Below are 25,628 nucleotides of genomic sequence, written 5' to 3'. Positions count from 1 at the left end.
ACTGCACTCGAAGGGGTGTGGGAGAGTAGGACGCCGCCGGAATTAGCGTGATAGACGAGTAGGCCCCCTCCTGTGGAGGGGGCCTACTTGCGTTTGTGGGTTCTTTTGCTCGTACGTCGCCTCCGTACGCGTCAAAGGCGCCGGCCGGCGTTGATTCGGGCGGCCTGGCGCGTCAGGTGGGCGCGCTCGGCGAGGTTGGACGCCTTTTGCGCCGCTTCGACGTAAAGCGCCGACGCCACCTCCAGATCGCCCGCCTGCTCGTGCAGATAGGCGGCGACGGCGGCGTATCGGGGCAGTGAGTTGTCGTCCAATTCGGCAAGTGCCTTGAGTCCGGCCTGCGGCCCGTCGGCTTCGCCTACCGCCACTGCGCGGTTGAGGCGTACGACGGGGCTGTCGGTCAGGGCGGCCAGTTCGTCGTACCACTCGACGATCTGCATCCAGTCCGTCTCCTCGGCGGTCTGCGCGTCGGCGTGAAGTGCGGCGACGGCGGCCTGCGCCTGGAACTCGCCCAGGCGGTCGCGGGCGAGTGCGCTCTGGAGGATCACCACGCCTTCCGCGATGAGCTGGGTGTCCCAGCGGCCGCGGTCTTGTTCGGCAAGCGGCACCAGCGTGCCGTCTGGGGCTGTTCGCGAGGCGCGGCGGGCGTGGTGCAGCAGCATGAGGGCGAGCAGCCCGGCGACTTCCGGATGGTCGATCGCGGCCGCGAGCTGCCGGGTGAGCCGGATGGCCTCGGCGGCGAGGTCGACGTCGCCCGAGTAGCCCTCGTTGAAGACGAGGTAGAGGACGCGCAGAACGGTGGCGACGTCCCCCGGTTGGTCGAAACGTACGCCGGAGACCGTGCGCTTGGCGCGGCTGATGCGTTGCGCCATGGTCGCTTCCGGGACCAGGTAGGCCTGGGCGATCTGGCGCGTGGTCAGCCCGCCGACGGCACGCAGGGTGAGTGCGACGGCCGATGACGGGGTCAGCGACGGGTGTGCGCAGAGGAAGTACAGCTGGAGCGTGTCATCCGCGTCCGGCGCAGGCCCGGGGGTCGGCTCGTCCTCGGCCAGGTCCTCACGGCGGCGGCGGGAGGCGTCCGACCGGGTGGCGTCGAGGAACTTGCGCCAGGCGACGGTGATGAGCCATGCCTTGGGGTCCCGAGGTGTGTCGGTCGGCCAGACGCGGACCGCCTCGACCAGTGCGTCCTGTACGGCGTCCTCTGCCGCCGCGAAGTCGGCTCCGCGGCGGCAGAGGACACCGAGCACGCTCGGGGTGAGGCTCCGCAGGAGGGCCTCGTCCAACGTGGGCATCGGTGGGGTCACTCCGTGATCGTGGGGTGGCAGCCCAGGAACGGGCGCAGCTCCAGCCACTCGTGGATGGGCTTTCCGCCCGCCCCGGGGGCGGCGGACAGCTCGGCGGCCACCTCGAGGGCGCGCTCGTAGGTGTCGACGTCGATCACCATCCAGCCGGCGATGAGGTCCTTGGTCTCGGCGAACGGACCGTCGGTGACCGGAGGGCGGCCCTCACCGTCGAACCGGACGAACGTCCCTTCCGGGGCGAGCGCCTGGCTTTCGACGTACTCGCCGGTCTCCACGAGCCGGGCGGCGAGGTCGTCCATGTACTGGACGTGGGCTGAGATCTCCTCCGGTGTCCACTGGTCCATCGGGGCGTCGTTGGCCGGGGCCGGGGCGCCGCGGTAGTGCTTGAGCAGCAGGTACTTGGCCATGTCGGTGATCTCCTCGGTTCGGCTGCGCCCCATTGTGGTCGCGTTCACTGCAAGGACGGAGCCGACCACCCCTTCTCGACATCTCGGGGAATCATGCTCTGCGGCTCTTCCCTGACTGCTCGCCTGCGCCATCTCGGTGCTGACTCTGTTGATCCGCCGAGCGCTCAGATGGTCCGTAGGGCGGTTACGCGGTTTTGGAGGGCCTCGACACCGTCGATGCCTTGGAGGCGGTCGAGCCGGGCCCGCATCTCCTGGGCGGCATCGGCGACCTTGACGGAGCGAATGCCGTCGGCGCAGTCGGCGAATTCGTTCCAGGTGCTGAGAGCCGCTGCGACGTCGCCGCGCTTGAGCCGTACCTCGCCGAGGTCTGCCAGCACGATTGCCCGGCTTCGGCGCCGGTCCAGGCCGTGGATGCCGAGCGCGTGCCCGAGGTGTTCCTCGGCGGCCTCCAGGTCGCCGAGCCTGGCGAGGATCGTGCCTGCCTCGTGCGCCCACCTGCCGGGCGAGTAGTGGGCCGCCCACGATTCCCCGGCTTGGGCGGGGGAGCGCTCGACGGCGGTCTGGGCGGCGGCGAGCGATGCGGTGGCGGTCCTGCGGTCGGAGTCCAATGCCGCGGCCGTGGCCAAGGTCGTCTGGTAGTAGGCGATGGCACGTGGGTTGTCCAGGTTGCGGGCGTGGTGGACGCACCGCTCCGACAATCTGACCGCTGCTGCGCGGTGACCGAGGTCGATGGCTTGCACGGCCATCCCGCGTAGTGCGGTCGCGGAGAGCTCCGCGTCGCCCGCTTCGTTCGCGAGACGGTACGAGTGGGCGTAGTACTTCTGCGCCAGCCCGTGGTTGCCTTCGTTGCCATCCACCCGGCCAGGTGCACCATTTGCGCGGTCGCGGCGAACAGTTCGCGGCCCGTCGCCTGACTGAAGGTCCCGCTCAGCCAGCGCGATACGTCCTCGGTCAGGCCGCCCCGTTCCCAGCGTGAGACGTCCTGACGAGTGAGTACGTCAGGACCTCTGCCCTCGACCAGGCCGAGTTCGCGGGCGAGTCGTGCCTGGCTCCATTTCCTTGCCTCGCGTGCGCGGCGAATCCGCACAGGGACCGTGATGTCGCCCGCAGCGTGACCGCAGAAGGCGGCCGGGGCTTGCAACTGGTGGCGGCACTGGCCGACCGCCATGGACACCGGCTTCGGGCCCGGGGCAAATGTGTCTGGGCCGAGGTACGGCTGCCTGGGGCAGGCTTTCGGTCAGAGCCGGCCGGCGAGTTTTAGGGACAGGTAGGTGTCGGTGAGTTGGGACGCGAGGCCTCCCGGCGGTGCGTCCACGATGGTGACGCCGTGGCGGCGGAGGTCGGCGGAGGTGCCGCGGCGCTCGGCGAGTTCGCGTTCCGCGGCGGCGGCGTTGTAGACCGCTTCGGCGGTGCCTCGGGAGGCGGCCATCCCGGTGAGGGCCGGGTCGGCGACCGCGGCCACGACGACCTCGTGGCGGTCGGTGAGTTGGGGGAGGACCGGCATCAGGCCTTCGCGTACGGCCTCGGCGTCGAGGCCGGTGAGCAGGACGACGAGTGAGCGGCGCTTGGTGCGGCGGATGATCTCGGCGACCAGGTGCGGCGAGTCCGACTCGACGAGTTCGGGTTCGAGCGGGGCCATGGCCTGGACGAAGGACGTGAGTACCGTCGTACGCGAGGCTGCCCGCACGTCCGCGCGCACGCGGCGGTCGTGGGCGAGGAGGTCGACGCGGTCCCCCGCCCGTGCGGCGACCGCGGTGAGGAGCAGGGCGGCGTCCATGGCCGCGTCCAGGCGGGGTGCGTCGCCGATGCGTCCGGCCGAAGTGCGGCCGGTGTCAAGGACGATGAGGATGTGGCGGTCGCGTTCGGGGCGCCAGGTGCGGACGACGACGCCCTGATTGCGCGCGGTGGCGCGCCAGTCGATCGAGCGGACGTCGTCGCCGGGCACGTACTCGCGCAGTGAGTCGAACTCGGTTCCCCGACCGCGCGTCAGGACGGCGGAGCGGCCGTCGAGTTCGCGCAGGCGCTCCAGCTTGGACGGGAGCAGGCGACGGCTCGGGAAGGCCGGGAGCACCCGTACGGTCCAGGGGACTTCGTGCGAGCCCTGGCGGGCGGCGAGGCCGAGGGGGCCGAGGGCGCGTACGGTCACGCGGTACGCCCGCCGGTCGCCGCGTCGGGTGGGGACCAAGGCGGTGGCCACGCGGCGGCGTTCGCCGGGTGGGATGTCGAGGGCGTGGCGCTGTTCGTGGGCTCCGGCGCTGGGCGGCCAGGCGTCGCGGAGGAGTCCGCGTACCGGTCGGTCGCGGGAGGAGTTGCGTACGGTCAGGGTCACGCGTGCGGGTTCGCCGAGGCGCACGGTGGTGTCGCCGGCGCGCTCGAAGGTGAGGGCGCGTACCGAGCCGGCGAGGGCGAGGTCGGCGATCACGCCGAGGGCGAGGAGCCCTTCGACCACGAACACGCCCGTCCACGACGGCATCAGGAGCCCGACGACGAGCGCGCCCAATGCCGCGAGGAGTGCGGTCCTGCCGGTGAGCGTCATGGGTGCGCCCGCTTCGTCCGCGCATCGTTCGTCGGCACCCGGCTCATCCGCGTCTCGCTCATCCGCACCCCGCTTACGCGCGCCTCGCTCATCGCGGAACGGGTACCGAGGCGAGGACCGCGTCCACGACGGCGTCGGCGGTGACGCCCTCCATCTCCGCCTCCGGGCGCAGTTGTACGCGGTGCCGCAGCGTCGGCTTGGCGAGTGCCTTCACGTCGTCCGGCGTCGTGTAGTCGCGCCCCGACAACCACGCCCAGGCCCGCGCGGTACCCAGCAGCGCCGTTGCGCCTCGCGGCGAGACGCCCAGTTGCAGGGACGGCGAAGTACGCGTGGCCCGCACGATGTCGACGATGTACGCCAGCACGTCGGGGTCCACCCGCAGCCCGGCCACCGCCCGCCGCCCGGCGGCGAGTTCGGCCGGCCCTGCCACCGGCCGCACCCCGGCCGCGTCGAGGTCGCGCGGGTCGAAGCCCGCGGCGTGCCGGCGCAACACGTCGACCTCCTCGTCGCGTTGCGGCAGCGGCACGGTCAACTTCAGCAGGAAGCGGTCGAGTTGGGCTTCGGGGAGCGGGTACGTGCCCTCGTACTCGACCGGATTCTGGGTCGCCGCGACGAGGAACGGGTCGGGGAGGGGGCGCGGCGTGCCGTCGACCGAGACCTGGCGTTCCTCCATCGCCTCCAGGAGCGACGCCTGGGTCTTCGGCGGCGTGCGGTTGATCTCGTCCGCGAGCATGAGGTTGGTGAAGACCGGGCCTTCGCGGAACGAGAACTCGGCGGTGCGGGCGTCGTAGACCATCGAACCGGTGACGTCGCCGGGCATGAGGTCCGGAGTGAACTGCACGCGCGTGGACTTGAGGTCCAGGGCGCGGGAGAGGGTGCGTACGAGCAGCGTCTTCGCGACCCCGGGCACGCCTTCGAGGAGCACGTGGCCCCGGCACAGCAGGGCGATGACGAGGCCGGAGACCACGGGGTCCTGGCCGACGACGACCTTGGCGACCTCGCCGCGCAGGGCCTCCATGGCCGCGCGCGCCTGGTCGGCGCTCATCGTGCCCACGGACGCGTCGGTACGCGCCTGGACGGCCTCGGAGGAAGGATGGACCGGTCCGTTCACGGCTGACGTACCCCTGTCTTGACGTGGTCTTCCAGCAGGTCGAGTTGGTCGGCCAGGGCGACGAGGCCGTTCTCGTCGTCCGGGACGGCACCGTACAGCAGGTGGTAGATGTCCGCGGGTGCCCGCCGGGTGCGGGCCGCGACGGCGTCGACCAGGACGGCGGGGTCGGTCGCGGCGGGGCCGGAACCGGTGCCCAGGCGGGCGGCGATGCGCGTACGGGCCGCCGCGCGCAGCTGGTCCGCGGCCCGGTCGACGGTCCGTCCCCGCCGATAGAGGCGCGCCCGGCCCTCGGCGGTCTCCGCGGCGCGCACCACGACCGGCAACGGCTCGGTGACCACGGGGCCGAGGCGGCGGGCCCGGTACAGCGCGAACAGGATGACGGCGGCGGAGAGTTGGATCGCGCCGAACCGCCACCCCGCGGGAAGCAGGCTGAGCAGCCCCTCGTCGCCGTCGGCGGATTCCTCCGGCAGGTACCAGAGCAACTGCGGATGCGCACCGAGGAGTTGCATCGTCAGGGAAGCGTTGCCGCGTTCGTCGAGACGGTCGTTCCGCAGGGCCTTTCCGCTGCCGAGGAGCACCGCGTCGCCGCCGCCGTGCGGCAGCAGGACCAGGGTCGGCGAGCCGCTCGCCGGGTAGCAGCGCACGGCGCCGCGCACGCTGGTCTGGTATCCGGTGCCGCCGACGTCGGCGTCGCCGGCGCGCAGGGCCTCCGGGAGGTCGCAGCGCGGCTGGAGGGCGCCGCGGTCGACGGATCCGTCGTCGTGGGCGTCGAGGCCGAACGTTTCGAGGCTGCCGTCGTCCGGCTCGACGAGCACGGTACGCGCGGGCCGCAGCACGGCGGCGGCCGCGATCTGCTCGGCGGTGAGCCGGTTCGGGAACGGCACCAGCACGGTGGTGTCCGCCGGGGCGTTCTCGACGGCCGCGCGGAGTGCCTCCGGCGAGGTGACGAGGCTGACGGCGACGCCTTCGTCGCGCAGGATTTCGGCGAGCGCGCGGGAGCCGGCGGGGTCGACGGCGCGCGGGTCGAGTTCGCCGCGGTCGCGGCCGCCGGTGATCAGGATGATCGCGCTGACGACGAAGAGGATGAGGGCCGCGAGCAGCAGCGGGCCGCGGGCGGCGCGCCACAGGGCGGCGGCGTCCGGACTGACCGAGGTAGTGGGCGGCGTCGCCGAGTTGCGGGCGACGCCTGGCGTGGGGGTCGCCGCGTGGCCCTCCGCCCGGCGCGCCGCGTCGTCCGCGTCCTTCGCCGCCTCGTCCACCGCCGCTCCGCCCACCGCTGCGTCCCCAGCCCTGTCCACCGCTTCGTTCACCGCGGCGTCCGGTCGGGGCCGACGGCAACCGGCTCGTGCGCGGGTCGGGCGGCGGCGCACCGGGTGTCGAGGTCGCGCAGCGCGAGGTCCATCTGCTCGGTGCCGGGACGCCCGCCGTAGCGCACGTCGTCGAACACCAGCGCGGCGGACAGCAGCGCGGCGGCGAGCTCCGGGAGTTGGCGTCCCGCTTCGTCGGCGGCCTCGTCGGCGGTGCGGCCCGGGCGTTCGTCGAGGATCGCGCGCTCCTCCAACGCCCTGACCACGGCCCGGAGTCGGTTCTGCACGGCGTCGTCCCACGTGCCGCGCGCCGCGGCTTCGTCCGCGAGCGCCCGGTACTCGGCCGCGGTACGCGGGCCTTCGGAGGTGAACAGCGCCTCGCGCCGGCCGCGTGCCGCGCGCAGCGGACCAAGTCGCAGGCGCAGGGCGATGATCAGGCCGACCACCACGAGCAGCACCACGATGATGCCGAATCCGCCGCCGGGCGCGACCGACGTCATGCGGTCGACCAGTTCCTGGAACCGGTCCAGCAGCCAGTTGTACGCCCGAGTGAACAGCGACGGGTCGTCCTGGTGGTACATCGGTTTCGACAACTCGTCGCGCGCGGCCCCCCGGGCCGGGTCGCGCGGGATGTCGACCGGCTCGGGCGTGGCCGCGGCCGCCAGAGTCGGCAGGAGGCCTGCGATCACGAGGCCGCCGGAGCGGCGTCGTCGGGCACGAGGCCCGCCGCGCGGGCGAGTTCGAGGTCTAGGGCCTCACGGCGCATGCGCTGGTCGATGTAGAGGAGGACGAGGGCCGCCGCGCCGAACGGGAAGGTCAGGCCGTACGAGATGACCGTGCCGACGCCCAGCAGCAGCATGTCGGTGAACGACGTGGGGACCGCGGTGCCGTACACCGACGAGAACCCGGCCGCGAACGTGAACGGCAGTTGCACGATGCTGCCGATGATCGCGGTGAGCAGCCAGATGAGCATCGTGATGCCCAGGACCCGCCACCAACTCCCGGTCACCAGCTTGCGGGAGCGGCCGAGCGCCTTGCGTACCGTCTGCTTCTCCAGGATCAGTGCGGGGCTGGAGAGTTGGAGCAGGATGTAGGCGTAGATGGCGAGGCCCGCCCCGCCCAGTCCGCCGATCACGATCAGCGCGCCGCCCGCGTCGCCCGACACGAGGGCCAGCAGCAGGCCGGGGACCATGCAGGCGAGCAGCAGGCCGATGGGGATCAGGAAGGTCATCACCGACACGCCGAGCAGCCGCATCAGCAACGGCCGTGTGCCGGACCACGCCTGACCGAGCGTCATGCCCTTGCCGAGGACGGCGCGGCTGACGACGAGTGTCAGGACGCCGGTGATGATGAGCTGTCCGAGCAGCATCACCACGATCAGGACCGCGCTCGATCCCAGTACGGGGCCGAGGACGTCGAGGAGTTCGTCGGTGTCCGGGTCGGACTCGTCCAGCACGGACGTGTCGACGTTGCGGAGCATCGCCCACTGCGCGGGGACGACGATCGCCTGGGTGATGAGGGCGACGACGAGCGAGAGCCCGATCATCACCTTCCAGTGCGTGCGCATGGCGGCCACCGCGCCGTCCAGCAGTTCGCCGACGCCGAGCGGGCGCAGCGGGATGATGCCGGGCTTGGCGGCGGGGAGGTACGGTCCGCGCCACCCCTGCGGCGCACCCCACCCGGGACCGCCGGGACCGCCGGCTCCGCCCGGGGCACCCCAGCCGTGCACGGGCTGCTGCCCGCCGCCCGGTACGCCCCACCCGCTCGACGGCGGGGGCTGCTGCGGGGACCAGCCCTGCGGGGTGTCCGGAGCCTGCGGGGTGTCCGGAGCCTGCGGGGGCGGCGGTGCGGTCGGCGGCGTTCCACCGCCGGGGACGCCCCAGCCGCCGGTGACGGGTGGCGGCTGCTGCGCGGACCAGCCGGGGGGAACGTCGGGCTGCGCGGGCTTGGCGAGGTCGGGGGCGCTGCCGGTGTCCGGGGTCTCCGGGGTGCGCGAGGTGTCCGACGCCGACGCGCTGTCCGAGTCCCGCGGACCGCCGGAAGCCGGGCGGCTGTCGGAGTCGGAGTCGGAGGTGCCACCCGAGTCCGCGGCGGCGCCCGCGGCTGCGGCGCTGCCGACGGCCGGTGCGTCGCCCGCAGCCGGTGCGTTGTCGGCAGCCGCGGCGTTGTCGGTAGCCGGGGGCGCGTCCTCGCCGGTGCCGGACGCGGACCCAGGCACGGACTCAGGCGCGGACCCAGGCGCCGGCGCAGGCGGTACAGCCTCCCGGGCGGTGCCGCCGTCGTCCGCCGCGGGGCCCTGCGCTTCGCGGTCGTCCCGTCGGTGTGCGTCGGCCGCGTGCCCGTCGGGCTCGCCGCCGTCCGCGTCCGTTGCGGGGGCGGGCGACTGAGGGGACCGACGCGGGTCGTCGGGCCCCGGTGAATCCGGTGTGGCCCTGCCCGGAGAGTCCGTCATCGAAGTCGCTCCTCGTTCCTGGTGGGTGGCGGTCAATCGTGGCATGTTTTTGCCCGGACTTGATGATCGACTCCCGCTTTCCCGGTAGGCGGGGTGCGGGTTGTCGGTATATGCCGTACCCGCCCCAACCGCGACGACGCGGCGCGCGTCCCGGACGGGCACACTCATGTCATGGACAATGCCCCCGCACACGCCGCCGACGAATGGTCGCCGCGGCCCGCGTACTGGCTCGACGATGTCCCGACCGCCTACGGCCACGGACCCGCGGTGGTCCTCCTCGACCAGACCCGCCTTCCGCAGGAGGAAGTGCGCCTGGTGTGCAGCGACGTCCCCACCCTCGTCGACGCGGTCCGCAGGCTCGTCGTACGCGGCGCGCCCGTGCTGGGCATCGTCGGCGCCTACGGGGTCGCCCTCGCCGCCGCCCGCGGCGACGACGTCAAGGCTGCGGTCCAGGACATCGCCCAGGCTCGTCCGACCGCGGTCAACCTCGGCTGGGGCGCCCGCCGCGCTTTTGCGGCGTGGGAGGCCTCGGGCGGCGACGCGCTCGCCGCCCTGCGCGAGGCCCGGGTGATCCACACCGAGGACGCGCAGGCGAGTGCGGCGATGGCCGCCAACGGGGCGGAGTACGCGGTCGCCCTGGTGGCTGACCGCCCGCTGCGCGTCCTGACGCACTGCAACACCGGCGCCCTGGTCTCCGGCGGGGAGGGCACGGCGCTGGCCGTGGTGCGGGAGCTGCATCGCGCGGGGCGCCTGGGGCAGTTGTGGGTGGACGAGACCCGCCCGCTGTTGCAGGGCGCGCGGCTGACCGCGTACGAGGCCGCGCAGACCGGCATGCCGTACGCCGTCCTGTCCGACAACGCGGCCGGTTCGCTGTTCGCGGCCGGGGAGGTGGACCTTGTCGTCGTGGGCGCGGACCGGATCGCGGCGGACGGCGCGACGGCCAACAAGGTGGGCACTTACCCCCTGGCGGTCCTGGCCCGGCATCACGGCGTGCCCTTCGTCGTCGTCGCGCCGATGAGCACGGTCGACCTCGACACCCCGGACGGGGACGGGATCGTCGTCGAGCAGCGTGACGGCGGTGAGGTCACGGAGTTGTCCGGAATGCCCCTCACACCTCCGGGGAGTCCCGCGTACAACCCGGCTTTCGATGTGACGCCGCCCGCGCTGATCACCGCGATTGTCACGGAATCGGGCGTTTTGTCGCCCGTAAGTACGATCGCGATTGCTCGGATGAGTGCAGGTCACGATCCGGTAATGCGACGATGATGTCTATGAAGGGACGTGTCCTCATCGTCGACGACGACACCGCGCTGTCCGAGATGCTTGGCATCGTGCTGCGCGGCGAAGGGTTCGAGCCGTCGTTCGTAGCGGACGGCGACAAAGCTTTGCAGGTATTCCGGGAGGTCAAGCCGGATCTGGTGCTGCTCGACCTGATGCTGCCAGGACGGGACGGAATCGATGTCTGCCGTCAGATCCGCGCCGAGTCAGGCGTGCCGATCGTCATGCTCACCGCGAAGAGCGACACGGTCGACGTGGTCGTCGGCCTGGAGTCCGGCGCGGACGACTATGTGATCAAACCGTTCAAGCCCAAGGAACTGGTGGCGCGGGTCCGCGCGCGGCTGCGCCGTGCCGAGGAGCCCACGCCGGAGCAGTTGGTCATCGGTGACCTGGTCATCGACGTGGCCGGGCACTCGGTCAAGCGGGACGGGCGCAACATCGCGCTCACCCCGCTCGAGTTCGACCTGCTGGTCGCCCTCGCCCGCAAGCCCTGGCAGGTCTTCACCCGTGAAGTGCTGCTGGAGCAGGTGTGGGGGTACCGGCACGCCGCCGACACCCGGCTGGTCAACGTCCACGTGCAGCGGTTGCGTTCGAAGATCGAGCGCGACCCCGAGCGACCCGAGATCGTGGTGACCGTACGCGGCGTCGGCTACAAGGCCGGCCCCGCCTGACGTGGTGAACGACCGCCGTCCCGAACCGGGCCCGGGGTCCGGGGGACGGTTCCCGGACCGGTTCGGCGCCTTCCGAAGACCCGCGCGCACACCGGCGCGCGGGGGCGACGTCGAGCATGCCCGGACACCGGAGGACGACGGCACCGCGCCGGAGGCTTCGTCCGGCGCCGCCCCGGGCGCTGTGCCCGGCGCCGCCGCGGGTGCGGCCTCGGGCGCCCCCGCGCCAGGCGCCGCAGGCAACCCGCCGGGTGCCGTCCGCGGCCTGTCGCCGGTACGCCGGGGCTGGTCGCTGTGGACTCTCGCACTGCGGCGTGCCAGGGGCGGCATAGGCCGCGTGGTGGCCGTCTGGCGGCGCTCGATCCAGTTCCGCGTGGTGTCGACCACCCTCGTCCTGTCCGCGGCCGTCATGGTCCTCCTCGGCATCGTGGTGGTCGGCCAGGTCCAGGGCGGTCTGCTCGACGCCAAGGTGGCCGGCGCCACCGCCCAGGCGGAGGGCGGCTTCCAGGTGGCCGAGACGCAGGCGTCCGAGCGCGGCAACGAAGGCGCGCGGGCGACCCCGCCGGTCGGCACCGACCCCGCCAAGGGCGGCCTCGACATCAAGGACTGGCTGACCAGGCTCGTCGACCAGCTCTCCAGCGGCGGCAAGGGCCAGTACGACGTGGCGGTGCTCAGCCCGCCGGACAACGCGCGCTACGGCCCGCGCTCGTCCGGCAACGTGCTCGCCGACCAGAGCGTCTCGGTCGAGCTGCGGCAGCGGATCCACCAGGTGTCCGGGGCGTCGTACCAGTTCACCAAGATCGTGCGGGAGTCGGAGGAGGGCGGCGGCCGGTCCAGTACGCGCGGCGTCGTCGTCGGCAAGGAACTGACCGACCCGCTCAGCGGCAAGTACCAGCTCTACTACTTCTTCCCGTTCACGCCCGAGGAGAAGACGCTCGGCCTGGTCCGCGGCACGCTCGCGACCGCCGGCGTCTTCCTGGTGCTGCTGCTCGTCGCGATCGCCGCGCTGGTCACCCGGCAGGTGGTGACGCCGGTGCGGATGGCCGCGCGGATTGCCGAGCGCCTGGCCGCCGGGCGCCTCGAGGAGCGCATGCGCCTCAACGGCGAGGACGATCTCGCGCGGCTGGGCTCGTCGTTCAACAAGATGGCCTCGAACCTGCAGAACAAGATCCGCCAGCTCGAAGAACTGTCGCGCATGCAGCGGCGGTTCGTCTCGGACGTGTCGCACGAGCTGCGCACGCCGCTGACCACCGTGCGCATGGCCGCCGACGTGCTGCACGAGGCGCGCGACCGGTTCGACCCCGCCGTCTCGCGCTCCGCCGAGCTGCTGCAGACGCAGTTGGACCGGTTCGAGGCACTGCTGTCCGACCTGCTGGAGATCAGCCGCTTCGACGCGGGCGCCGCCGTCCTGGACGCCGAGTCGTTCGACATGCGGGTCATCGTCGGACGCGTCGTCGACGCCGCCGAGCCGCTCGCGGAACGGCGCGGCGGACGCATCGTGGTGAGCGAGCCCGGCGTCTCGTGCATCGCCGAGGTCGACCCGCGGCGCATCGACCGCGTGCTGCGCAACCTCGTCGTCAACGCCGTCGAGCACGGCGAGGGGCGCGACGTGGTGGTCACCGTGGCCGCCGCCAACGACGCCGTCGCGGTGACCGTCCGGGACTACGGCGTGGGCCTCAAGCCGGGCGAGTCGTCGCTCGTCTTCAACCGCTTCTGGCGCGCGGACCCCGCCCGGGCGCGCACCACGGGCGGCACCGGGCTCGGCCTGTCGATCGCGCTGGAGGACGCGCACCTGCACGGCGGGTGGCTCCAGGCGTGGGGCGAGCCGGGCGGCGGATCGCAGTTCCGGCTCACACTGCCCAGGGTGGCCGGGGGCGACCTCGTACGCTCGCCGCTGCCCCTGGAACCGCCGGACTCGCGGGCCAACCGCGGGCTGAACCTCGCCGGTACGCCCTACCGCCGCGCCACGCGCCCGCCCGGCCCCGGGGACCGCTCCGGCCCCGGGGAGCCGGCCGACCCGGCCGGACCGGAGTCGCGTCCGGGCCCGCGTCCCGGCGCCGGTGCGGCGCCGGAATCGTCCGGGCCGACCGCGTACAAGACGTACAAGAGCAAGGAAGGCGGTGGCCGGTGAACCGCACACGTCACACGTCCCGGTCCGGCCGCGAGAACCCGGCCGGCGCGGCGTCGCCCCGGCCGCGCCGCCGCGGACACCGCGTCGTACGCGTGCTGCGCGCCGCCGCCGTCGCCTGCACGCTCGGCCTGCTCGCGTCCTGCGCGTCGATGCCCAGCGGCGGCGGGGTCAAGGACGTCACGCACGACGAGGCGCCCGGCACCGAGGCCGACGAGCAGCAGGTGCGCGTCTTCGGCGTCCCGCCGCAGCCGGGCGAGGATCCCGTGGACCTGGTGGACGGCTTCCTGGAGGCGCTGACCAGCGACGAGCCCGACTACCAGACCGCGAAGAAGTACCTGACCCCGCAGGCCGCGGAGAAATGGAAGCCCGAGGCCGGCATCAAGATCGTGGAGAAGACCCCGAGCGCCTACATCGGGCCGGGTCCCACCGCCGAGGACACCTCCGCCATCGTGGACGTGAAGAGCAAGCAGGTCGGCAGCGTCGACGACCAGTTGGCCTACGAACCACGCCCCGCTCCCGCGCCCGAGGACAAGGTCGAGCTGAAGGTGGTGAAGAACCAGGACGGCCAGTGGCGCATCGAGGACCTGCCGGACGGCGTCATACTGTCGCGCGCCGATTTCGAGCGCGTCTACAGGCCGGTGAACATGTACTGGTTCGTCGACAACGACGGCGAGAGCGCCGCCTCCCGCGACCAGTTGCTCGTACCCGACCCGGTCTACCTGCGCTCCCGCAACGCGCTCGCCACGACCCTGGTCCGGAAGCTGCTGCAGGGTCCGAACAAGTGGATCGCGCCGGTCGTACGCTCCGACATCCCGCCGAACACCCGCCTGCTGGACCACACGGTCGCGATCGACGACCGCCGCTACGTCGACCTCGCGCTGAGCACCGGAGCGCCGGTCGGCCCCGTCGCGTGCAAGCGGATGGCGTCGCAACTGCTCTACACGCTCGGCCAGGTCGCCAAGGTCGAGTCCGTACGCCTGACCGTCGACGGACAGGCCTGCGAGCCGGTGACACCGCGGGACGCCGCGGTCTTCGACCCCGCCGCGACCTCCGCCACCGGCGCCACGGGCTACTTCCTGGTGCCCGGCAGGAACTCGGTCTCCCTGGTGCAGTCCGAGGACGCCCGGCCGGTGCCCGGGCAGTTCGGCGGCGCCCTTCAGTTCAACGAGATCGCCGTGGACCGCGACGAGGAGCAGATCGCCGGGACCGCACTCAACGACACCAAGCTCTGGGTCGGCAGGATGACCGCGGACGCCCAGGCGGAGCTGTGGGCCACCGCGGAGCCGGGCCACGTCTTCGAGGACCCGACGTGGGACGGGCGCGGCGGCCTGTGGGTCCTGGAGTCCGTCGGGAACAAGGGCCCCCGGACCCTGTACTTCATCGGCAAGGACTTCAAGATCCCGGTCGCCGTGGAGGGCCTGGACGGCGGCAACATCACGAGCATCCGCATGTCCCCGGACGGGACCCGCATCTCGATGTTCGTCGAACACGGCACCAGGGGGCGCCTGGTCATGGGCCGCGTCAACCGCGGCGTCGACCCCGCCAACCGCCTGGAGCCGCGCCCCGTGGTCGACGGCCTGCGCCTGGTCGTACCGGACCTCGTGGAGCTCAAGTCCCAGTCCTGGCAGGGCGCTTCCCGGTTGCTGGTACTGGGCAAGACGTCGGAGGCCTCGGTCTACCCGCAGTTCGTCGACATCGACGGCGGCAACGTCGCACAGGTGAACAACGCACCCTCCGGCGTCGAGAGCATGGCGGCCCCGAACGGCCGCGACCAACCCCTGCTCGCAGGCGTGAACGACGAACGGATCTACCGCCTCGAACCCGACGGCTGGAAGGCCGTAACCGGCACCAACGGCACCAAACCCGTCTACCCCGGCTAGGCCCATCGCTCGCGCCGTTGACGGCAACGCCTTTCAATGCTGCGGAGGACCCGGACCCCCCAAGGCGGGCTCAAGTCACCTGAGGGGCCTTTTCCGAGCGGCCCCGCACTTCGTGTCTCTCCCGTCCTTTCCCGTCCTTCGGTGCCTCTCGTCCCGCCGCCTGTTCGGGCCGGAGGCGCAGGGGTCGAACAGGGGGTGGCGTCTATACCCGATCGGCTTGTGTCGGAGTGGCGAATCGTGGAAAAGCCGGACGACCGGCGTGGTGTGCCGCACCGTGGAGCCATGCGGCACGAGATCTCCCCGGGCGACCGCTCCGGGATCCACTCCGAGCGGCGACCGCGGCCCCGTCCGCTGCGCCGACTCGCCACGACGTGGCTCGACCTCGTGCTGCCCGCCCGCTGTGCGGGCTGCGGCGGTCCCGGGACCACCGTCTGCCCCGCCTGCCGGGCACACCTGCGGCGACCGCCGCGGGAGGTCCGCCCCGACCCGGCGCCCGCCGGGCTGCCGGCGGTGTTCGCGGCGGCGCCGTACGAAGATCCGGTGCGGGCGATCCTGATCGCCCACAAGGAGTACGGCGCCCACGCGGCCTCCCGGCCGCTCGGTGCGGCCCTCGCGGCGGCGGTTCTTGCGGCGACACGCGGAAATCCCGGCTGTCCGCCGGTGCTGGTTCCCGTGCCGTCGGCCCGCCGCGCGGTGCGCGCGCGAGGCCGGGACACCACCCGGAACCTCGCCCTCCGCGCCGCCGCTGACCTGCGCAAACAAGGTGTCGGTGTGCGGGTTCTGCCCGTTCTGCGGCAAATCCGTACGGTTCGTGATCAATCGGAACTGCCGGCATCCGAACGGGTGGCGAACGTCACCGGAGCACTAGGTGTTTCCCGCAGGTTGGCACCCCTATTTGGGGGCATTAGTGTGGTGATCGTCGACGATCTCGTGACCACCGGAGCGAGTCTGGCGGAGGCGGCCCGTGCGGTCGCCGCGGCGGACGGAAGGGTGTGCGGAGCGGCCGTGGTGGCCGCGACCCCCCGACGCTCGGGGCGGGGGACGGATGACCGGACCCCATCCCCGTCGGCGGTCGCGTACGAGGTGGACGACCAGCTCGGCCGGACGGGCGGACAGCCCCACCGGCATGGCGCAATGGATGGAGTTCTGCGTGGACATTGTCGTCAAGGGCCGCAAGACAGAGGTGCCCGAACGGTTCCGCAAGCACAGCGTCGAGAAGCTGGGCAAGATCCGCAAACTCGACGACCGGGTGATCAGCGTCGACCTTGAGGTTTCCAAGGAACGCAACCCGAGGCTCGCGGACCGTTCGGACCGCGTGGAGATCACGCTGCGGAGCAAGGGGCCGGTGGTCCGGGCCGAGGCAGCCGCCACGGATCCGTACGCCGCGCTCGACCTCGCGATGTCAAAGCTGGAGGCACAGTTGCGTAAAGCAGCCGACCGGCGTCGCGTCCACCGGGGGCATCACGCCCCCATGTCCGTGGGGGCGGCCACCGCAGAGCTCAACGGAAGTGCGCGATTCGGCGGGGCCCAGGTGGCCACGGCCGAGGAGATCGACGCGCTCGAAAGCGTGCCGGCCAAGCGCATGGAAGGCTCGATCCAGGTCGACGGGGACGGCCCGCTGGTCGTGCGGGAGAAGGTCCACACGGGTCACCCGATGACCCTGGACCAGGCGCTCTACGAGATGGAACTCGTCGGGCACGACTTCTTCCTCTTCATCGACAAGGACTCCGCTCTCCCGAGCGTGGTCTACCGGCGCCGCGGCTACAACTACGGCGTCATCCACCTGAGCCCCGAGGGCTCGGACACGGCCATGGAGACGGACGAAGCGTGACCCCATGAGCGGGTGACGCCCCCGTGCGCGGCCCGCCGCCTCGACCAGGTTCGAGGCGGCGGGCCGCGCGTTGCACCGCCGGCCGGGCTTCCGGCCGATCTTTTCGCACGTGTTTACGTACCGGATGCGGGCAAACGAGGCGAGGGGGCAGGCCAACGTGGCGATGACGTGGGATGCTGGTTCGGACACGGAGCGTGCCCATGAGTCGTGAGCGCGGTCTCGCCGGCATTGGGCCTACCGACGGGGAGGACACGGTGGGAGCACGCCACGTCCCTGCTCAGCCCGGCCCGCAGGGCCCGACCGAGGAGCCCATCCGGGTCCTGGTGGTCGACGACCACGCACTGTTCCGCCGCGGCCTGGAGATCGTCCTCGCCGCCGAGCCGGACATCGAGGTGGTCGGCGAGGCGGGCGACGGCGCCGAGGCCGTCGAGGTGGCCCAGGACCTGTTGCCCGACATCGTGCTGCTGGACGTCCGCATGCCGCGGCGCGGCGGCATCGAGGCCTGCACCGCGATCAAGGAGGTCGCCCCGAGCGCGCGCATCATCATGCTGACGATGAGCGACGACGAGGCGGACCTCTACGAAGCCATCAAGGCCGGCGCGACGGGTTATCTCCTCAAGGAGATATCCACCGACGAGGTGGCCACCGCCATCCGCGCGGTCGCCGACGGGCAGTCCCAGATCAGTCCGTCCATGGCGGCCAAGCTCCTCACCGAGTTCAAATCGATGATCCAGCGCGACGACGAGCGGCGCCTCGTCCCCGCGCCGCGCCTGACCGACCGCGAGATCGAGGTGCTGCGCCTCGTCGCGACCGGCAAGAACAACCGGGACATCGCGAAGATCCTGTTCATCAGCGAGAACACCGTGAAGAACCACGTGCGCAACATCCTGGAGAAGCTGCAGCTGCACTCCCGGATGGAGGCGGTGGTGTACGCGGTGCGCGAGAAGATCCTCGAGATCCACTGACGCGCGGCGCCGTGCACGGCCGGACCACCGCCGGCCGTCAGGCGAGCAGGGCCGCCAAGGGGGCGCGCGCCGATTCGGGGGTGACGCGCTCCAGACGCACCGTGTCGCAGCCGACCCACGAGGCGGCCTCGCGCAGCGCGGTGGCCATCGCGTCGAGGGACTTCTCCGCCACCCGGCCCGCCTCGAACGACAGTTGGCGGGCCACGAGGGTACGGCCCTCGCGGGCCGGGTCGACGCGTCCGATCAGGCGGCCGCCGGCGAGCAGCGGCATGACGAAGTAGCCGTGTTCGCGCTTGGCCTTCGGGACGTACGCCTCAAGCCGGTGGTTGAACCCGAACACCCTTGCGGTACGCGGCCGGTCCCACACCAGCGAGTCGAACGGCGAGAGCAGCGTGGTGCGGTGGCGGCCCTTCGGCGCGGTCGCGAGCGCCTCGGGGTGGACCCACGCCATGCCGGCCTCTCCCGCGGTGCGCGTACGGCCGTTGCCGGTGTCCCAGCCTTCGACCGCGACCGGTACGAGCGGCGTCTCCGGCAGCGCGGCCCGCACCTGCTCGCGGGTGAGCCGGTACTGGTCCATCAGGTCCGCGGAGGTGGCGACGCCGAGTTGGCGTGCCGCGAGCGTGACGAGGTTGCGCAGGCACTCCGCGTCGGACCGGTCGAGGTCGCCGAGCGAGGCGGGCACGGCCCGTTCGGCGAGGTCGTACACACGCTTCCAGCTCTGCCGCCGCACGCACACCACGTCGCCGAACGCGAGCGCCCGCTCGACGGCGATCTTGGTGTCGCTCCAGTCCCACCACTCGCCCTTGTTCTTGGCCCCGCCGAGTTCGGTGGCGGTCATCGGCCCCTCGGCGCGCAGCCGGTCCAGCACCGACTTGTACGCCTCGTCCGACACGTGATGCCCCCACAGGTGCCCGCGGCCGCGGAAGTGCCGCCGCCGGAACGCGAAGTCGGGCCACGACGACAGCGGCAGCACACACGCCGCGTGCGACCAGTACTCGAAGGCCGTGTCGCCGGCCCAGTACGCGTCCTCGACCGCGGTCCGACCGACGGCGCCGAGGCGGGCGTACGCCACCAGCTCGTGCGACCGGGCGAGCGTCGAGATCGTGTCCAGCTGCACCGCGCCCAGGCGGCGCAGCACGCCGCCGACGCCGAGCCGCCGCTCGGGTGCGCCGAGTACGCCGAGGAAGCCCTGCGCGCGCAGCACGATGCGGCGGGCCTCGTCGGCGCTGAGCGTGACGGCCGGAGTGACGGCGGGCGCGGGGGAGTCGGCGGTCGAGTCGGCAGCGGAGCGGGCGGGCGTACTCATGGACAGCACCCTAGAACGAGTGTTCGCATCGGTGGGGGGAATCGCGTCGGTTGCGGGCGGTGCGTCACGGGTGGTGGATCACGCGGTGCATCACGGGTGGTGGATCACGCGACCGGCACGGGCGGATCGGTGGCGAGCCGCGAGTGCAGGTGCTCGTCGTGGAAGCCCCCGTCCGGCAGCGGGAAGGCGCCGCGCATCACGCCTTCGAGTGCATATCCGGTGCGTTGCGCGACCGCGCACGACGCCGGGTTGCCGACCGCGTGGCCGAGCGTCATGCGGTGGATCCCGAGCGCACCGAACGCCCAGCGCGTCGCGGTGTTGACCGCGTGCGTGGCCACCCCGCGCCCGCGCGCGTGCGGCATCAACCAGTAGCCGATCTCGGCGGAATGCAGGGTCAGGTCGATGTGCTGGACGCTCACGTCACCGAGAGGGTCCCCGGTCACGGCGTCCATGACTATGAAGCAGGCGTGCTGTCCCTCGTCCCAGAAGCCGACACGTTTCTTGAGCCACTCGTTCGGGTCGCGCCATCCGGAGTCGTCGTCCGGTCGGCGCGGCAGGCGCCAGCGCTGGATGTCCGGATCGTTCAGGGCCACCCGGGCAGGCTCGACGTCCCCCAGGTTCCACGGACGCAGCTGGTACTTGCCGGCGGCGATCTCGACACGTTCCATGCCGGACATTGTGCCCCCGGGTGAGAGCGTGTCGGATGCTTGCGTCCTCGCATACCATGGCCCCATCGGTGGGACGGGCCCCGCCGTGCCGTTTCGCAGTCAGCGGGACGGGCGCCGCTCGGCAAGGAGCTCTCACAGCGTGTCCATCTTCGACAAGGTCCTGCGCGCCGGCGAAGGCAAGATCCTGCGCAAGCTCAACCGCATCGCGGATCAGGTCGAGTCGATCGAAGAGGACTTCACCAACCTCTCGGACGCCGAGCTGCGCGCGCTGACCGACGAGTACAAGGAGCGGTACGAGGACGGCGAGACCCTCGACGACCTCCTCCCCGAGGCCTTCGCGACGGTCCGCGAGGCCGCGCGCCGCACGCTCGGCCAGCGCCACTACAAGGTGCAGCTGATGGGCGGCGCCGCGCTGCACCTGGGCAACATCGCCGAGATGCGTACCGGTGAGGGCAAGACGCTGGTGTCGACGCTCCCGGCGTACCTCAACGCGATCGCCGGCAAGGGCGTGCACGTCGTCACGGTCAACGACTACCTCGCCGAGCGCGACTCGGAGTGGATGGGCCGCGTGCACCGGTTCCTGGGGCTGACGGTCGGCTGCATCCTGGCGAACATGCCGCCGCACGAGCGGCGCAAGGCGTACAACTGCGACATCACGTACGGCACGAACAACGAGTTCGGCTTCGACTACCTGCGCGACAACATGGCCTGGAGCCAGGAGGAACTGGTCCAGCGCGGCCACTTCTTCGCGGTGGTCGACGAGGTCGACTCGATCCTCATCGACGAGGCGCGTACCCCGCTGATCATCTCCGGCCCGGCCGACCAGGCGACCAAGTGGTACGCCGACTTCGCCAAGCTGGTCACGCGCCTCAAGCGCGCCGAGCCGACCAAGGACCCGCTCGAGACCCCGGTCGGCGACTACGAGGTCGACGAGAAGAAGCGCACCGTCGGCATCCTGGAGGCCGGTGTCGCCCGCGTCGAGGACTACCTCGGCATCGACAACCTGTACGAGGCGGTCAACACGCCCCTCGTCGGCTACCTCAACAACGCGATCAAGGCCAAGGAGCTCTACAAGCGCGACAAGGAGTACGTCGTCGTCGACGGCGAGGTCCTGATCGTCGACGAGCACACCGGCCGCATCCTCGCGGGCCGCCGCTACAACGAGGGCATGCACCAGGCGATCGAGGCGAAGGAAGGGGTGGAGATCAAGGACGAGAACCAGACGCTCGCCACCATCACCCTCCAGAACTTCTTCCGCCTGTACGACAAGCTCGGCGGCATGACCGGTACGGCCATGACCGAGGCGGCCGAGTTCCACCAGATCTACAAGCTCGGCGTCGTGCCCATCCCGACGCACCGCAACGTGCAGCGCCTCGACCAGGCCGACCTGGTGTACAAGACCGAGGAGGCCAAGTTCTCCGCGGTCGTCGACGACATCGTCGAGAAGCACGAGAAGGGCCAGCCGGTCCTGGTCGGCACCACCAGCGTCGAGAAGTCCGAGTACCTGTCGAACCAGCTGCGCAAGCGCGGCGTCCCGCACGAGGTGCTGAACGCGAAGCACCACGAGCGGGAGGCGCAGATCGTCGCGCAGGCCGGCCGCAAGGGCGCGGTCACGGTCGCCACCAACATGGCCGGCCGCGGCACCGACATCATGCTCGGCGGCAACCCCGACCACCTCGCGTCCGCCGAGCTCGCGCAGCGCGGGCTCAACCCGGCCGAGACGCCGGAAGAGTACGAGCAGGCGTGGCCGGATGCGCTGGAGAAGGCCAAGAAGGCGGTCAAGGCCGAGCACGAGGAGGTCACCGACCTCGGCGGCCTGTACGTGCTGGGCACCGAGCGCCACGAGTCGCGCCGCATCGACAACCAGCTCCGCGGCCGTTCCGGCCGTCAGGGCGACCCCGGCGAGTCCCGGTTCTACCTGTCCCTCGGCGACGACCTGATGCGCCTGTTCAAGGCCAACATCGTCGAGGCGGTGCTGAACCGCGCGGGCATTCCGGAGGACGTGCCGATCGAGTCGAAGATGGTCTCGAACGCGATCAAGTCGGCGCAGAGCCAGGTCGAGCAGCAGAACTTCGAGATCCGCAAGAACGTCCTCAAGTACGACGAGGTCCTCAACCGGCAGCGCGAGGTCATCTACGGCGAGCGCCGCAAGGTTCTCGACGGGGCGGACCTGCACGAGCAGGTGCGGCACTTCATCGACGACACCATCGCGGCGTACGTCGTGGGCGCCACCGAGGGCTTCGCCGAGGAGTGGGACCTCGAGAAGCTGTGGACCAACCTCAAGCAGCTCTACCCGGTCAGCATCACGATCGAGGAGGTCGAGGAGGAGGCGGGCGACCGCTCCGGCCTCGACGTCGACATCCTGACCGAGCAGCTCCAGGCGGACGCGCAGGCGAGCTACGAGGAGCGCGAGGAGAAGCTCGGCGCGGAGGTCATGCGGGAGCTGGAGCGCCGCGTCGTCCTGTCGGTGCTCGACCGCCGCTGGCGTGAGCACCTGTACGAGATGGACTACCTCCAGGAGGGCATCGGCCTCCGGGCGATGGCGCAGCGCGACCCGCTGGTCGAGTACCAGCGCGAGGGCTTCGACATGTTCAACGCCATGATGGAGGGCATCAAGGAGGAGTCGGTCGGCTACCTCTTCAACGTCGAGGTGCAGATCGAGCAGGTCCCCGAGGCGCCGACCATCTCCACGGACAAGGCGCAGGCGCTGCCGCAGATCCAGGCCAAGGGCCTGGAGACCCCGCAGCGGCCGACGCACCTGTCCTACAGCGCGCCGACGGTCGACGGCGAGGGCGGCGTGATCACCACCGAGGAGGACCTCGGCGAGGACGCCATCCCGGAGCAGGGCGGCACTCGCGCGGAGCGCCGCCGCGCGCAGCGGGCGTCCCGCAAGAAGAAGCGCTGAGCCGAAACCGCGGGGGCTGTCGTACCGGATCCGGTACGACAGCCCCCGCGGCCATTTCCGGCCGGGGGGGGGGGGGGGGGCCCCCCCCGCCCCCGGCCGGGCCCCCCCCCGGCGCCCGGGCGGCCCCCGGCGGCCGCCCCCCCCCCCGGGGGGGGGGGGGGCGCCCCCCCCCCCCCCCCCCCCCCCCCCCCCCGGGGGGGGGGGGGGGGGGGGGGCCCCCCCCCCCCCCCCCACGGCCCGGAGCATGCCCCCGGACGTGCCCCTGGCAGGCCCCGGGCGGCGCCACAACGGCGCCTGACCCGTCGCGAGAGGTTGACGGAGCCAGGGCCGGCCGCGAGGCGCCCAGACGGGCTTTGGGCCCGGCCCTGCGGCTCTGCCGTGCGACTGGTGGCGCGGAGCCGTGCCGTGGGCGGTCACCGGTAGTGGAGGGCGGTGCAGATCCAGGTCGGAGGGTGGTCGGGGCGCGTCGGGTGGGGGCGGCGGTCCAGGCGTACGGCGACGGCCTGGAAGCGTTCGGGGCCGAGCCGCAGCCGCAGGAAGCCCTCGGCGGTGTCCTCCGCCGGGGCCGTCGCGTTGGAGGCCACGAGGCTGAGCGCGCCCGTCCGGCGCGTGTCCAGGTGCCGCTGCAACTCCTCCACCACCGTCCGGACCCGTGGTGTGGTGTGCGCGCTCAACTGCCGCAGCGGGCGGCGTCCGGCCAGTGTCTCGGTCAGGAAGATCGCGAAGCGCCGTACCTGGTACCGGACTTGCTCGGGATCCGGCTCGGTGGGCAGCGGGCCCTCGTCGGCGCCGACGAGGCGCAGTTGCGGCCGTGCGGCGACCGGCGGCCGGACCGGGAAGGGGATCACGACGGCACCCGGCGGGTCGTACTCCGGCTCGCAGAGCGGTGCCCGCAGAATCCGCAGCCGGGGCAGCGGTTCGCCGGGGGCCAGGGGGTCGGGCGGGCCGCCGGCGGGCGCACGTACCAGTTCGAGTCTCGGCCCTTCGGCCGGGTCGGTGAGCGGCGGCCGGTCGGCTCGGGCGGCCGACCGCGCCGGGAACACCTCCGCAGTGGCCGCCGCCACGATCCCCGGAACCGCGTCCGGAACCGCCTCCGCGTGCGGCATGGCCCCCGGAATCGGCGGCGGGACCCGGTGTCGGGCCGGTGCGGCGGTCTCGTGCCCGGAACCCTGGACGGTGTTGCTGTACTGGACCATGCGGTCCTCCCCGTGAAGCGTGTGCCGTGGTGCATTGGGGGAGGACGGCGGTTGGCCGGTGCGGGCCTGAGCGCTGTCCCCCGCAGCGCCGCTTTCCGGCCATTTGCTATCCGGCGCGCGGGCCACCCGTCAAACAGGCGGTTGCCGCAGGGCGCTCGTGCGTGGCCGGGGCCGGGCGCGGGCGTGCGCCGGGATGAAACCGGGTGATTCGGTGCAAGAGGGGGAGGGAACCGGATCACCCGGTGCCGAGCGGACTCGTACGATGCAGTGCTGCGGACCGTGCGGATTCATACGTACGGGCGCCGTCCCCGTCAATCGCCACGCCCTGGAGCCCCGATGCGCGTGTACGTCCCCTCGACGCCGACCGCCCTTGCCGCGGTGCGGCGGGACGCCGCCGTGGCGCCCGCCCCCGTCAGCGCCTACGCGGTGACCGCCGAGCTGCGCGACTGGTGCGGCACCGAGGACGCCGAGGAACTGGAGTACGCCGCCACCGTCCTCGCCGGGCGCATGTCGCTCGCGCTCCTCGCCCAGGAGGGCGACGGCCGTCCGAGGCGTGTGGTGCTGGCCGCCGAGGTGCCGGACACGATCGTCTCCGCCGCCCCCGGCCTCGGCCCGGGCGCGGTGCTCGTGGACGGCACGATCCCCCTCAAGCGCGTCGCCGCGATCCACATGGACGCCGAGGACGCCGAACCCGCCGTGCGGGCCGCGAGCACCGCCGCCGCGGCCGCGCAGGACGGCGACGCGGCGGCCGAGGCGCTGGTCGAGGCCGCCGAGGAGCACGAGCTGATGTGGTACGCGACGCAGGAGCTGGGTGATCTCATCGGCTGAGCCGGCGCTGCTTCCGCCGGACGAACGGTGCACAATGCCCCGATGAGTACGTTGCCGACGCGCCACATTGTGTGGGACTGGAACAGCACGCTGTTCCACGACATCGACGCGGTCATCGCTGCGACCAACGACTCCTTCGCCGCGTACGGCCTGCCGTCGATCACGCTGGAGCGCTACCGCGACCTCTACTGCGTCCCGGTCCCGAAGTTCTACGAGAAGCTCACCGGCCGCATCCCCGCGCCCGACGAGTGGGCACTGCTGGACGCGACCTTCCAGAAGTCGTACGCCCTGCACGTCACCTCATGCACGCTCACCCCCGGCGTGGACGTGCTCCTCGACGGCTGGCGCAACGCCGGGCGCACCCAGTCGCTGCTGTCGCTGACCGCGCACGAGGACCTCATGCCGTTCGTCAGCAGGTTCGGCATCGACGGGCACTTCCTGCGGGTCGACGGCCGCATCGGCCCACCCGGCGGCGGAAAGGCCGAGCACCTCGCCCGACACCTGGAAGCGCTCGCGATCGACCCCACGACCGTGGTGGTGATCGGCGACGCCGCGGACGACGCCCACGCCGCGCGCGAGGTCGGCGCCTCGGCCGTGCTCTACACCGGCGGCTCGCATGCCCGGGCCAGCCTGGAGCCGGCCGGCGTACCCGTCGTGGACACGCTCGAAGAAGCCGTCGCGCTCGCGGCGCAGTAATGCGTCAAACCATCTGAAACGGGGCACCCCGTTTCGCATGGATGCAGTGACTCAGGTTCCTTCTCCGGTCAATGAGCCGGTTCGTTCGTATGCCCCTGGTAGCCCGGAGCGGGTGCGTCTGGAGGGGGAGTTGAGGCGTCAGGCGGCTGAGCGGGTGGAGTTGAC

The 25,628-nt window shown here is 72.1% G+C and carries 21 protein-coding genes; 10 read left to right on the top strand and 11 right to left on the bottom strand.

The window, feature by feature from the left end; translation table 11 throughout:
• Nucleotides 1-131: 131 nt before the first annotated feature.
• The 8 genes from ACWD12_RS40050 to ACWD12_RS40015 form a co-directional block, all read right to left on the bottom strand.
• Nucleotides 132-1,280 (bottom strand): RNA polymerase sigma factor, encoded by a 1,149-nt coding sequence (locus tag ACWD12_RS40050; protein WP_450103790.1) that lies wholly within the window; start codon nt 1,278-1,280, stop codon nt 132-134.
• 17 nt (nt 1,281-1,297) lie between these two features.
• On the bottom strand, nt 1,298-1,705 hold the full coding sequence (locus tag ACWD12_RS40045) for a YciI family protein (protein ID WP_450103789.1): 408 nt from the start codon (nt 1,703-1,705) through the stop codon (nt 1,298-1,300).
• Nucleotides 1,706-1,869: 164 nt separating this feature from the next.
• Nucleotides 1,870-2,562 (bottom strand): hypothetical protein, encoded by a 693-nt coding sequence (locus ACWD12_RS40040; RefSeq protein ID WP_450103787.1) that lies wholly within the window; start codon nt 2,560-2,562, stop codon nt 1,870-1,872.
• Between the two features lie 380 nt (nt 2,563-2,942).
• The gene (locus tag ACWD12_RS40035; RefSeq protein ID WP_450103786.1) at nt 2,943-4,241 is read right to left on the bottom strand and encodes a DUF58 domain-containing protein; all 1,299 of its coding nucleotides are present in this window, start codon (nt 4,239-4,241) and stop codon (nt 2,943-2,945) included.
• 88 nt (nt 4,242-4,329) lie between these two features.
• Entirely contained in the window at nt 4,330-5,286 is a 957-nt protein-coding gene (locus tag ACWD12_RS40030; protein WP_358363622.1) for an AAA family ATPase, read from the bottom strand.
• Between the two features lie 62 nt (nt 5,287-5,348).
• A complete protein-coding gene (locus ACWD12_RS40025) occupies nt 5,349-6,611 on the bottom strand; it encodes a DUF4350 domain-containing protein (RefSeq protein ID WP_450103785.1) in 1,263 nt (420 codons plus the stop codon).
• Nucleotides 6,612-6,658: 47 nt separating this feature from the next.
• Nucleotides 6,659-7,348 carry a DUF4129 domain-containing protein gene (locus ACWD12_RS40020; protein WP_450103784.1) on the bottom strand — a complete coding sequence of 230 codons (690 nt, stop codon included), beginning with the start codon at nt 7,346-7,348 and terminating at the stop codon, nt 6,659-6,661.
• Entirely contained in the window at nt 7,345-8,877 is a 1,533-nt protein-coding gene (locus ACWD12_RS40015; RefSeq protein ID WP_450103783.1) for a hypothetical protein, read from the bottom strand. The genes ACWD12_RS40020 and ACWD12_RS40015 overlap by 4 nt, the downstream gene beginning before the upstream one ends.
• A 405-nt stretch (nt 8,878-9,282) precedes the next feature.
• Between ACWD12_RS40015 and mtnA the strand changes: the two genes are divergently transcribed.
• The 7 genes from mtnA (at nt 9,283) to ACWD12_RS39980 (ending at nt 17,864) form a co-directional block, all read left to right on the top strand.
• Complete coding sequence (gene mtnA, locus ACWD12_RS40010; protein ID WP_450103782.1) at nt 9,283-10,377, top strand: S-methyl-5-thioribose-1-phosphate isomerase; 1,095 nt, start codon at nt 9,283-9,285, stop codon at nt 10,375-10,377.
• Nucleotides 10,374-11,060, top strand: coding sequence for an MtrAB system response regulator MtrA (gene mtrA, locus ACWD12_RS40005; protein ID WP_358363607.1), 687 nt, complete (start codon nt 10,374-10,376; stop codon nt 11,058-11,060). Before mtnA ends, mtrA begins: the two co-directional genes overlap by 4 nt.
• Nucleotides 11,061-11,241: 181 nt before the next feature.
• Nucleotides 11,242-13,188: an MtrAB system histidine kinase MtrB gene (mtrB, locus tag ACWD12_RS40000; RefSeq protein ID WP_450103788.1), complete on the top strand. Its 1,947-nt coding sequence runs from the start codon at nt 11,242-11,244 to the stop codon at nt 13,186-13,188.
• Nucleotides 13,185-15,068: an LpqB family beta-propeller domain-containing protein gene (locus ACWD12_RS39995; protein WP_450103781.1), complete on the top strand. Its 1,884-nt coding sequence runs from the start codon at nt 13,185-13,187 to the stop codon at nt 15,066-15,068. Before mtrB ends, ACWD12_RS39995 begins: the two co-directional genes overlap by 4 nt.
• A gap of 36 nt (nt 15,069-15,104) precedes the next feature.
• Entirely contained in the window at nt 15,105-16,337 is a 1,233-nt protein-coding gene (locus ACWD12_RS39990; RefSeq protein WP_450103780.1) for a ComF family protein, read from the top strand.
• Nucleotides 16,219-16,899, top strand: a complete 681-nt coding sequence (hpf, locus tag ACWD12_RS39985) for a ribosome hibernation-promoting factor, HPF/YfiA family (protein WP_450103779.1) — start codon at nt 16,219-16,221, stop codon at nt 16,897-16,899. The genes ACWD12_RS39990 and hpf overlap by 119 nt, the downstream gene beginning before the upstream one ends.
• 173 nt (nt 16,900-17,072) lie before the next feature.
• Nucleotides 17,073-17,864 carry a response regulator gene (locus tag ACWD12_RS39980; protein ID WP_435839228.1) on the top strand — a complete coding sequence of 264 codons (792 nt, stop codon included), beginning with the start codon at nt 17,073-17,075 and terminating at the stop codon, nt 17,862-17,864.
• Nucleotides 17,865-17,901: 37 nt separating this feature from the next.
• On the opposite strand, the gene ACWD12_RS39975 is transcribed toward ACWD12_RS39980, so the two are convergent.
• On the bottom strand, nt 17,902-19,170 hold the full coding sequence (locus tag ACWD12_RS39975) for a winged helix-turn-helix domain-containing protein (protein WP_450103778.1): 1,269 nt from the start codon (nt 19,168-19,170) through the stop codon (nt 17,902-17,904).
• 104 nt (nt 19,171-19,274) lie between these two features.
• Nucleotides 19,275-19,838: a GNAT family N-acetyltransferase gene (locus tag ACWD12_RS39970; protein WP_450103777.1), complete on the bottom strand. Its 564-nt coding sequence runs from the start codon at nt 19,836-19,838 to the stop codon at nt 19,275-19,277.
• 139 nt (nt 19,839-19,977) lie between these two features.
• Between ACWD12_RS39970 and secA the strand changes: the two genes are divergently transcribed.
• Nucleotides 19,978-22,743 (top strand): preprotein translocase subunit SecA, encoded by a 2,766-nt coding sequence (secA, locus tag ACWD12_RS39965; protein WP_358364695.1) that lies wholly within the window; start codon nt 19,978-19,980, stop codon nt 22,741-22,743.
• Between the two features lie 413 nt (nt 22,744-23,156).
• Here the strand turns inward: secA and ACWD12_RS39960 are convergent, their stop codons facing one another.
• Nucleotides 23,157-23,939, bottom strand: a complete 783-nt coding sequence (locus ACWD12_RS39960; protein WP_450103776.1) for an Rv3235 family protein — start codon at nt 23,937-23,939, stop codon at nt 23,157-23,159.
• Nucleotides 23,940-24,275: 336 nt separating this feature from the next.
• Here ACWD12_RS39960 and ACWD12_RS39955 point away from each other — a divergent pair, with 336 nt between their 5' ends.
• Nucleotides 24,276-24,767 carry a DUF6912 family protein gene (locus ACWD12_RS39955; protein ID WP_450103775.1) on the top strand — a complete coding sequence of 164 codons (492 nt, stop codon included), beginning with the start codon at nt 24,276-24,278 and terminating at the stop codon, nt 24,765-24,767.
• A gap of 42 nt (nt 24,768-24,809) precedes the next feature.
• Entirely contained in the window at nt 24,810-25,463 is a 654-nt protein-coding gene (locus ACWD12_RS39950) for an HAD family hydrolase (RefSeq protein ID WP_450103774.1), read from the top strand.
• The last annotated feature ends 165 nt before the right edge of the window (nt 25,464-25,628 follow it).

This window comes from Streptodolium elevatio (assembly GCF_053592165.1).
This window is presented reverse-complemented; position numbering and strand designations above follow the sequence as displayed.

Excerpts from the sequence above, each read along its gene's own strand:
- ACWD12_RS40045 (WP_450103789.1), bottom strand. The coding sequence starts at position 1,705 with ATGGCCAAGTACCTGCTGCTCAAGCACTACCGCGGCGCCCCGGCCCCG.
- ACWD12_RS40035 (WP_450103786.1), bottom strand. The coding sequence starts at position 4,241 with ATGACGCTCACCGGCAGGACCGCACTCCTCGCGGCATTGGGCGCGCTC.
- ACWD12_RS40030 (WP_358363622.1), bottom strand. The coding sequence starts at position 5,286 with ATGAGCGCCGACCAGGCGCGCGCGGCCATGGAGGCCCTGCGCGGCGAG.
- mtnA (WP_450103782.1), top strand. The coding sequence starts at position 9,283 with ATGGACAATGCCCCCGCACACGCCGCCGACGAATGGTCGCCGCGGCCC.
- mtrA (WP_358363607.1), top strand. The coding sequence starts at position 10,374 with ATGATGTCTATGAAGGGACGTGTCCTCATCGTCGACGACGACACCGCG.
- ACWD12_RS39990 (WP_450103780.1), top strand. The coding sequence starts at position 15,105 with ATGCTGCGGAGGACCCGGACCCCCCAAGGCGGGCTCAAGTCACCTGAG.
- ACWD12_RS39980 (WP_435839228.1), top strand. The coding sequence starts at position 17,073 with ATGCTGGTTCGGACACGGAGCGTGCCCATGAGTCGTGAGCGCGGTCTC.
- ACWD12_RS39975 (WP_450103778.1), bottom strand. The coding sequence starts at position 19,170 with ATGAGTACGCCCGCCCGCTCCGCTGCCGACTCGACCGCCGACTCCCCC.
- ACWD12_RS39970 (WP_450103777.1), bottom strand. The coding sequence starts at position 19,838 with ATGGAACGTGTCGAGATCGCCGCCGGCAAGTACCAGCTGCGTCCGTGG.
- ACWD12_RS39960 (WP_450103776.1), bottom strand. The coding sequence starts at position 23,939 with ATGGTCCAGTACAGCAACACCGTCCAGGGTTCCGGGCACGAGACCGCC.
- ACWD12_RS39955 (WP_450103775.1), top strand. The coding sequence starts at position 24,276 with ATGCGCGTGTACGTCCCCTCGACGCCGACCGCCCTTGCCGCGGTGCGG.
- ACWD12_RS39950 (WP_450103774.1), top strand. The coding sequence starts at position 24,810 with ATGAGTACGTTGCCGACGCGCCACATTGTGTGGGACTGGAACAGCACG.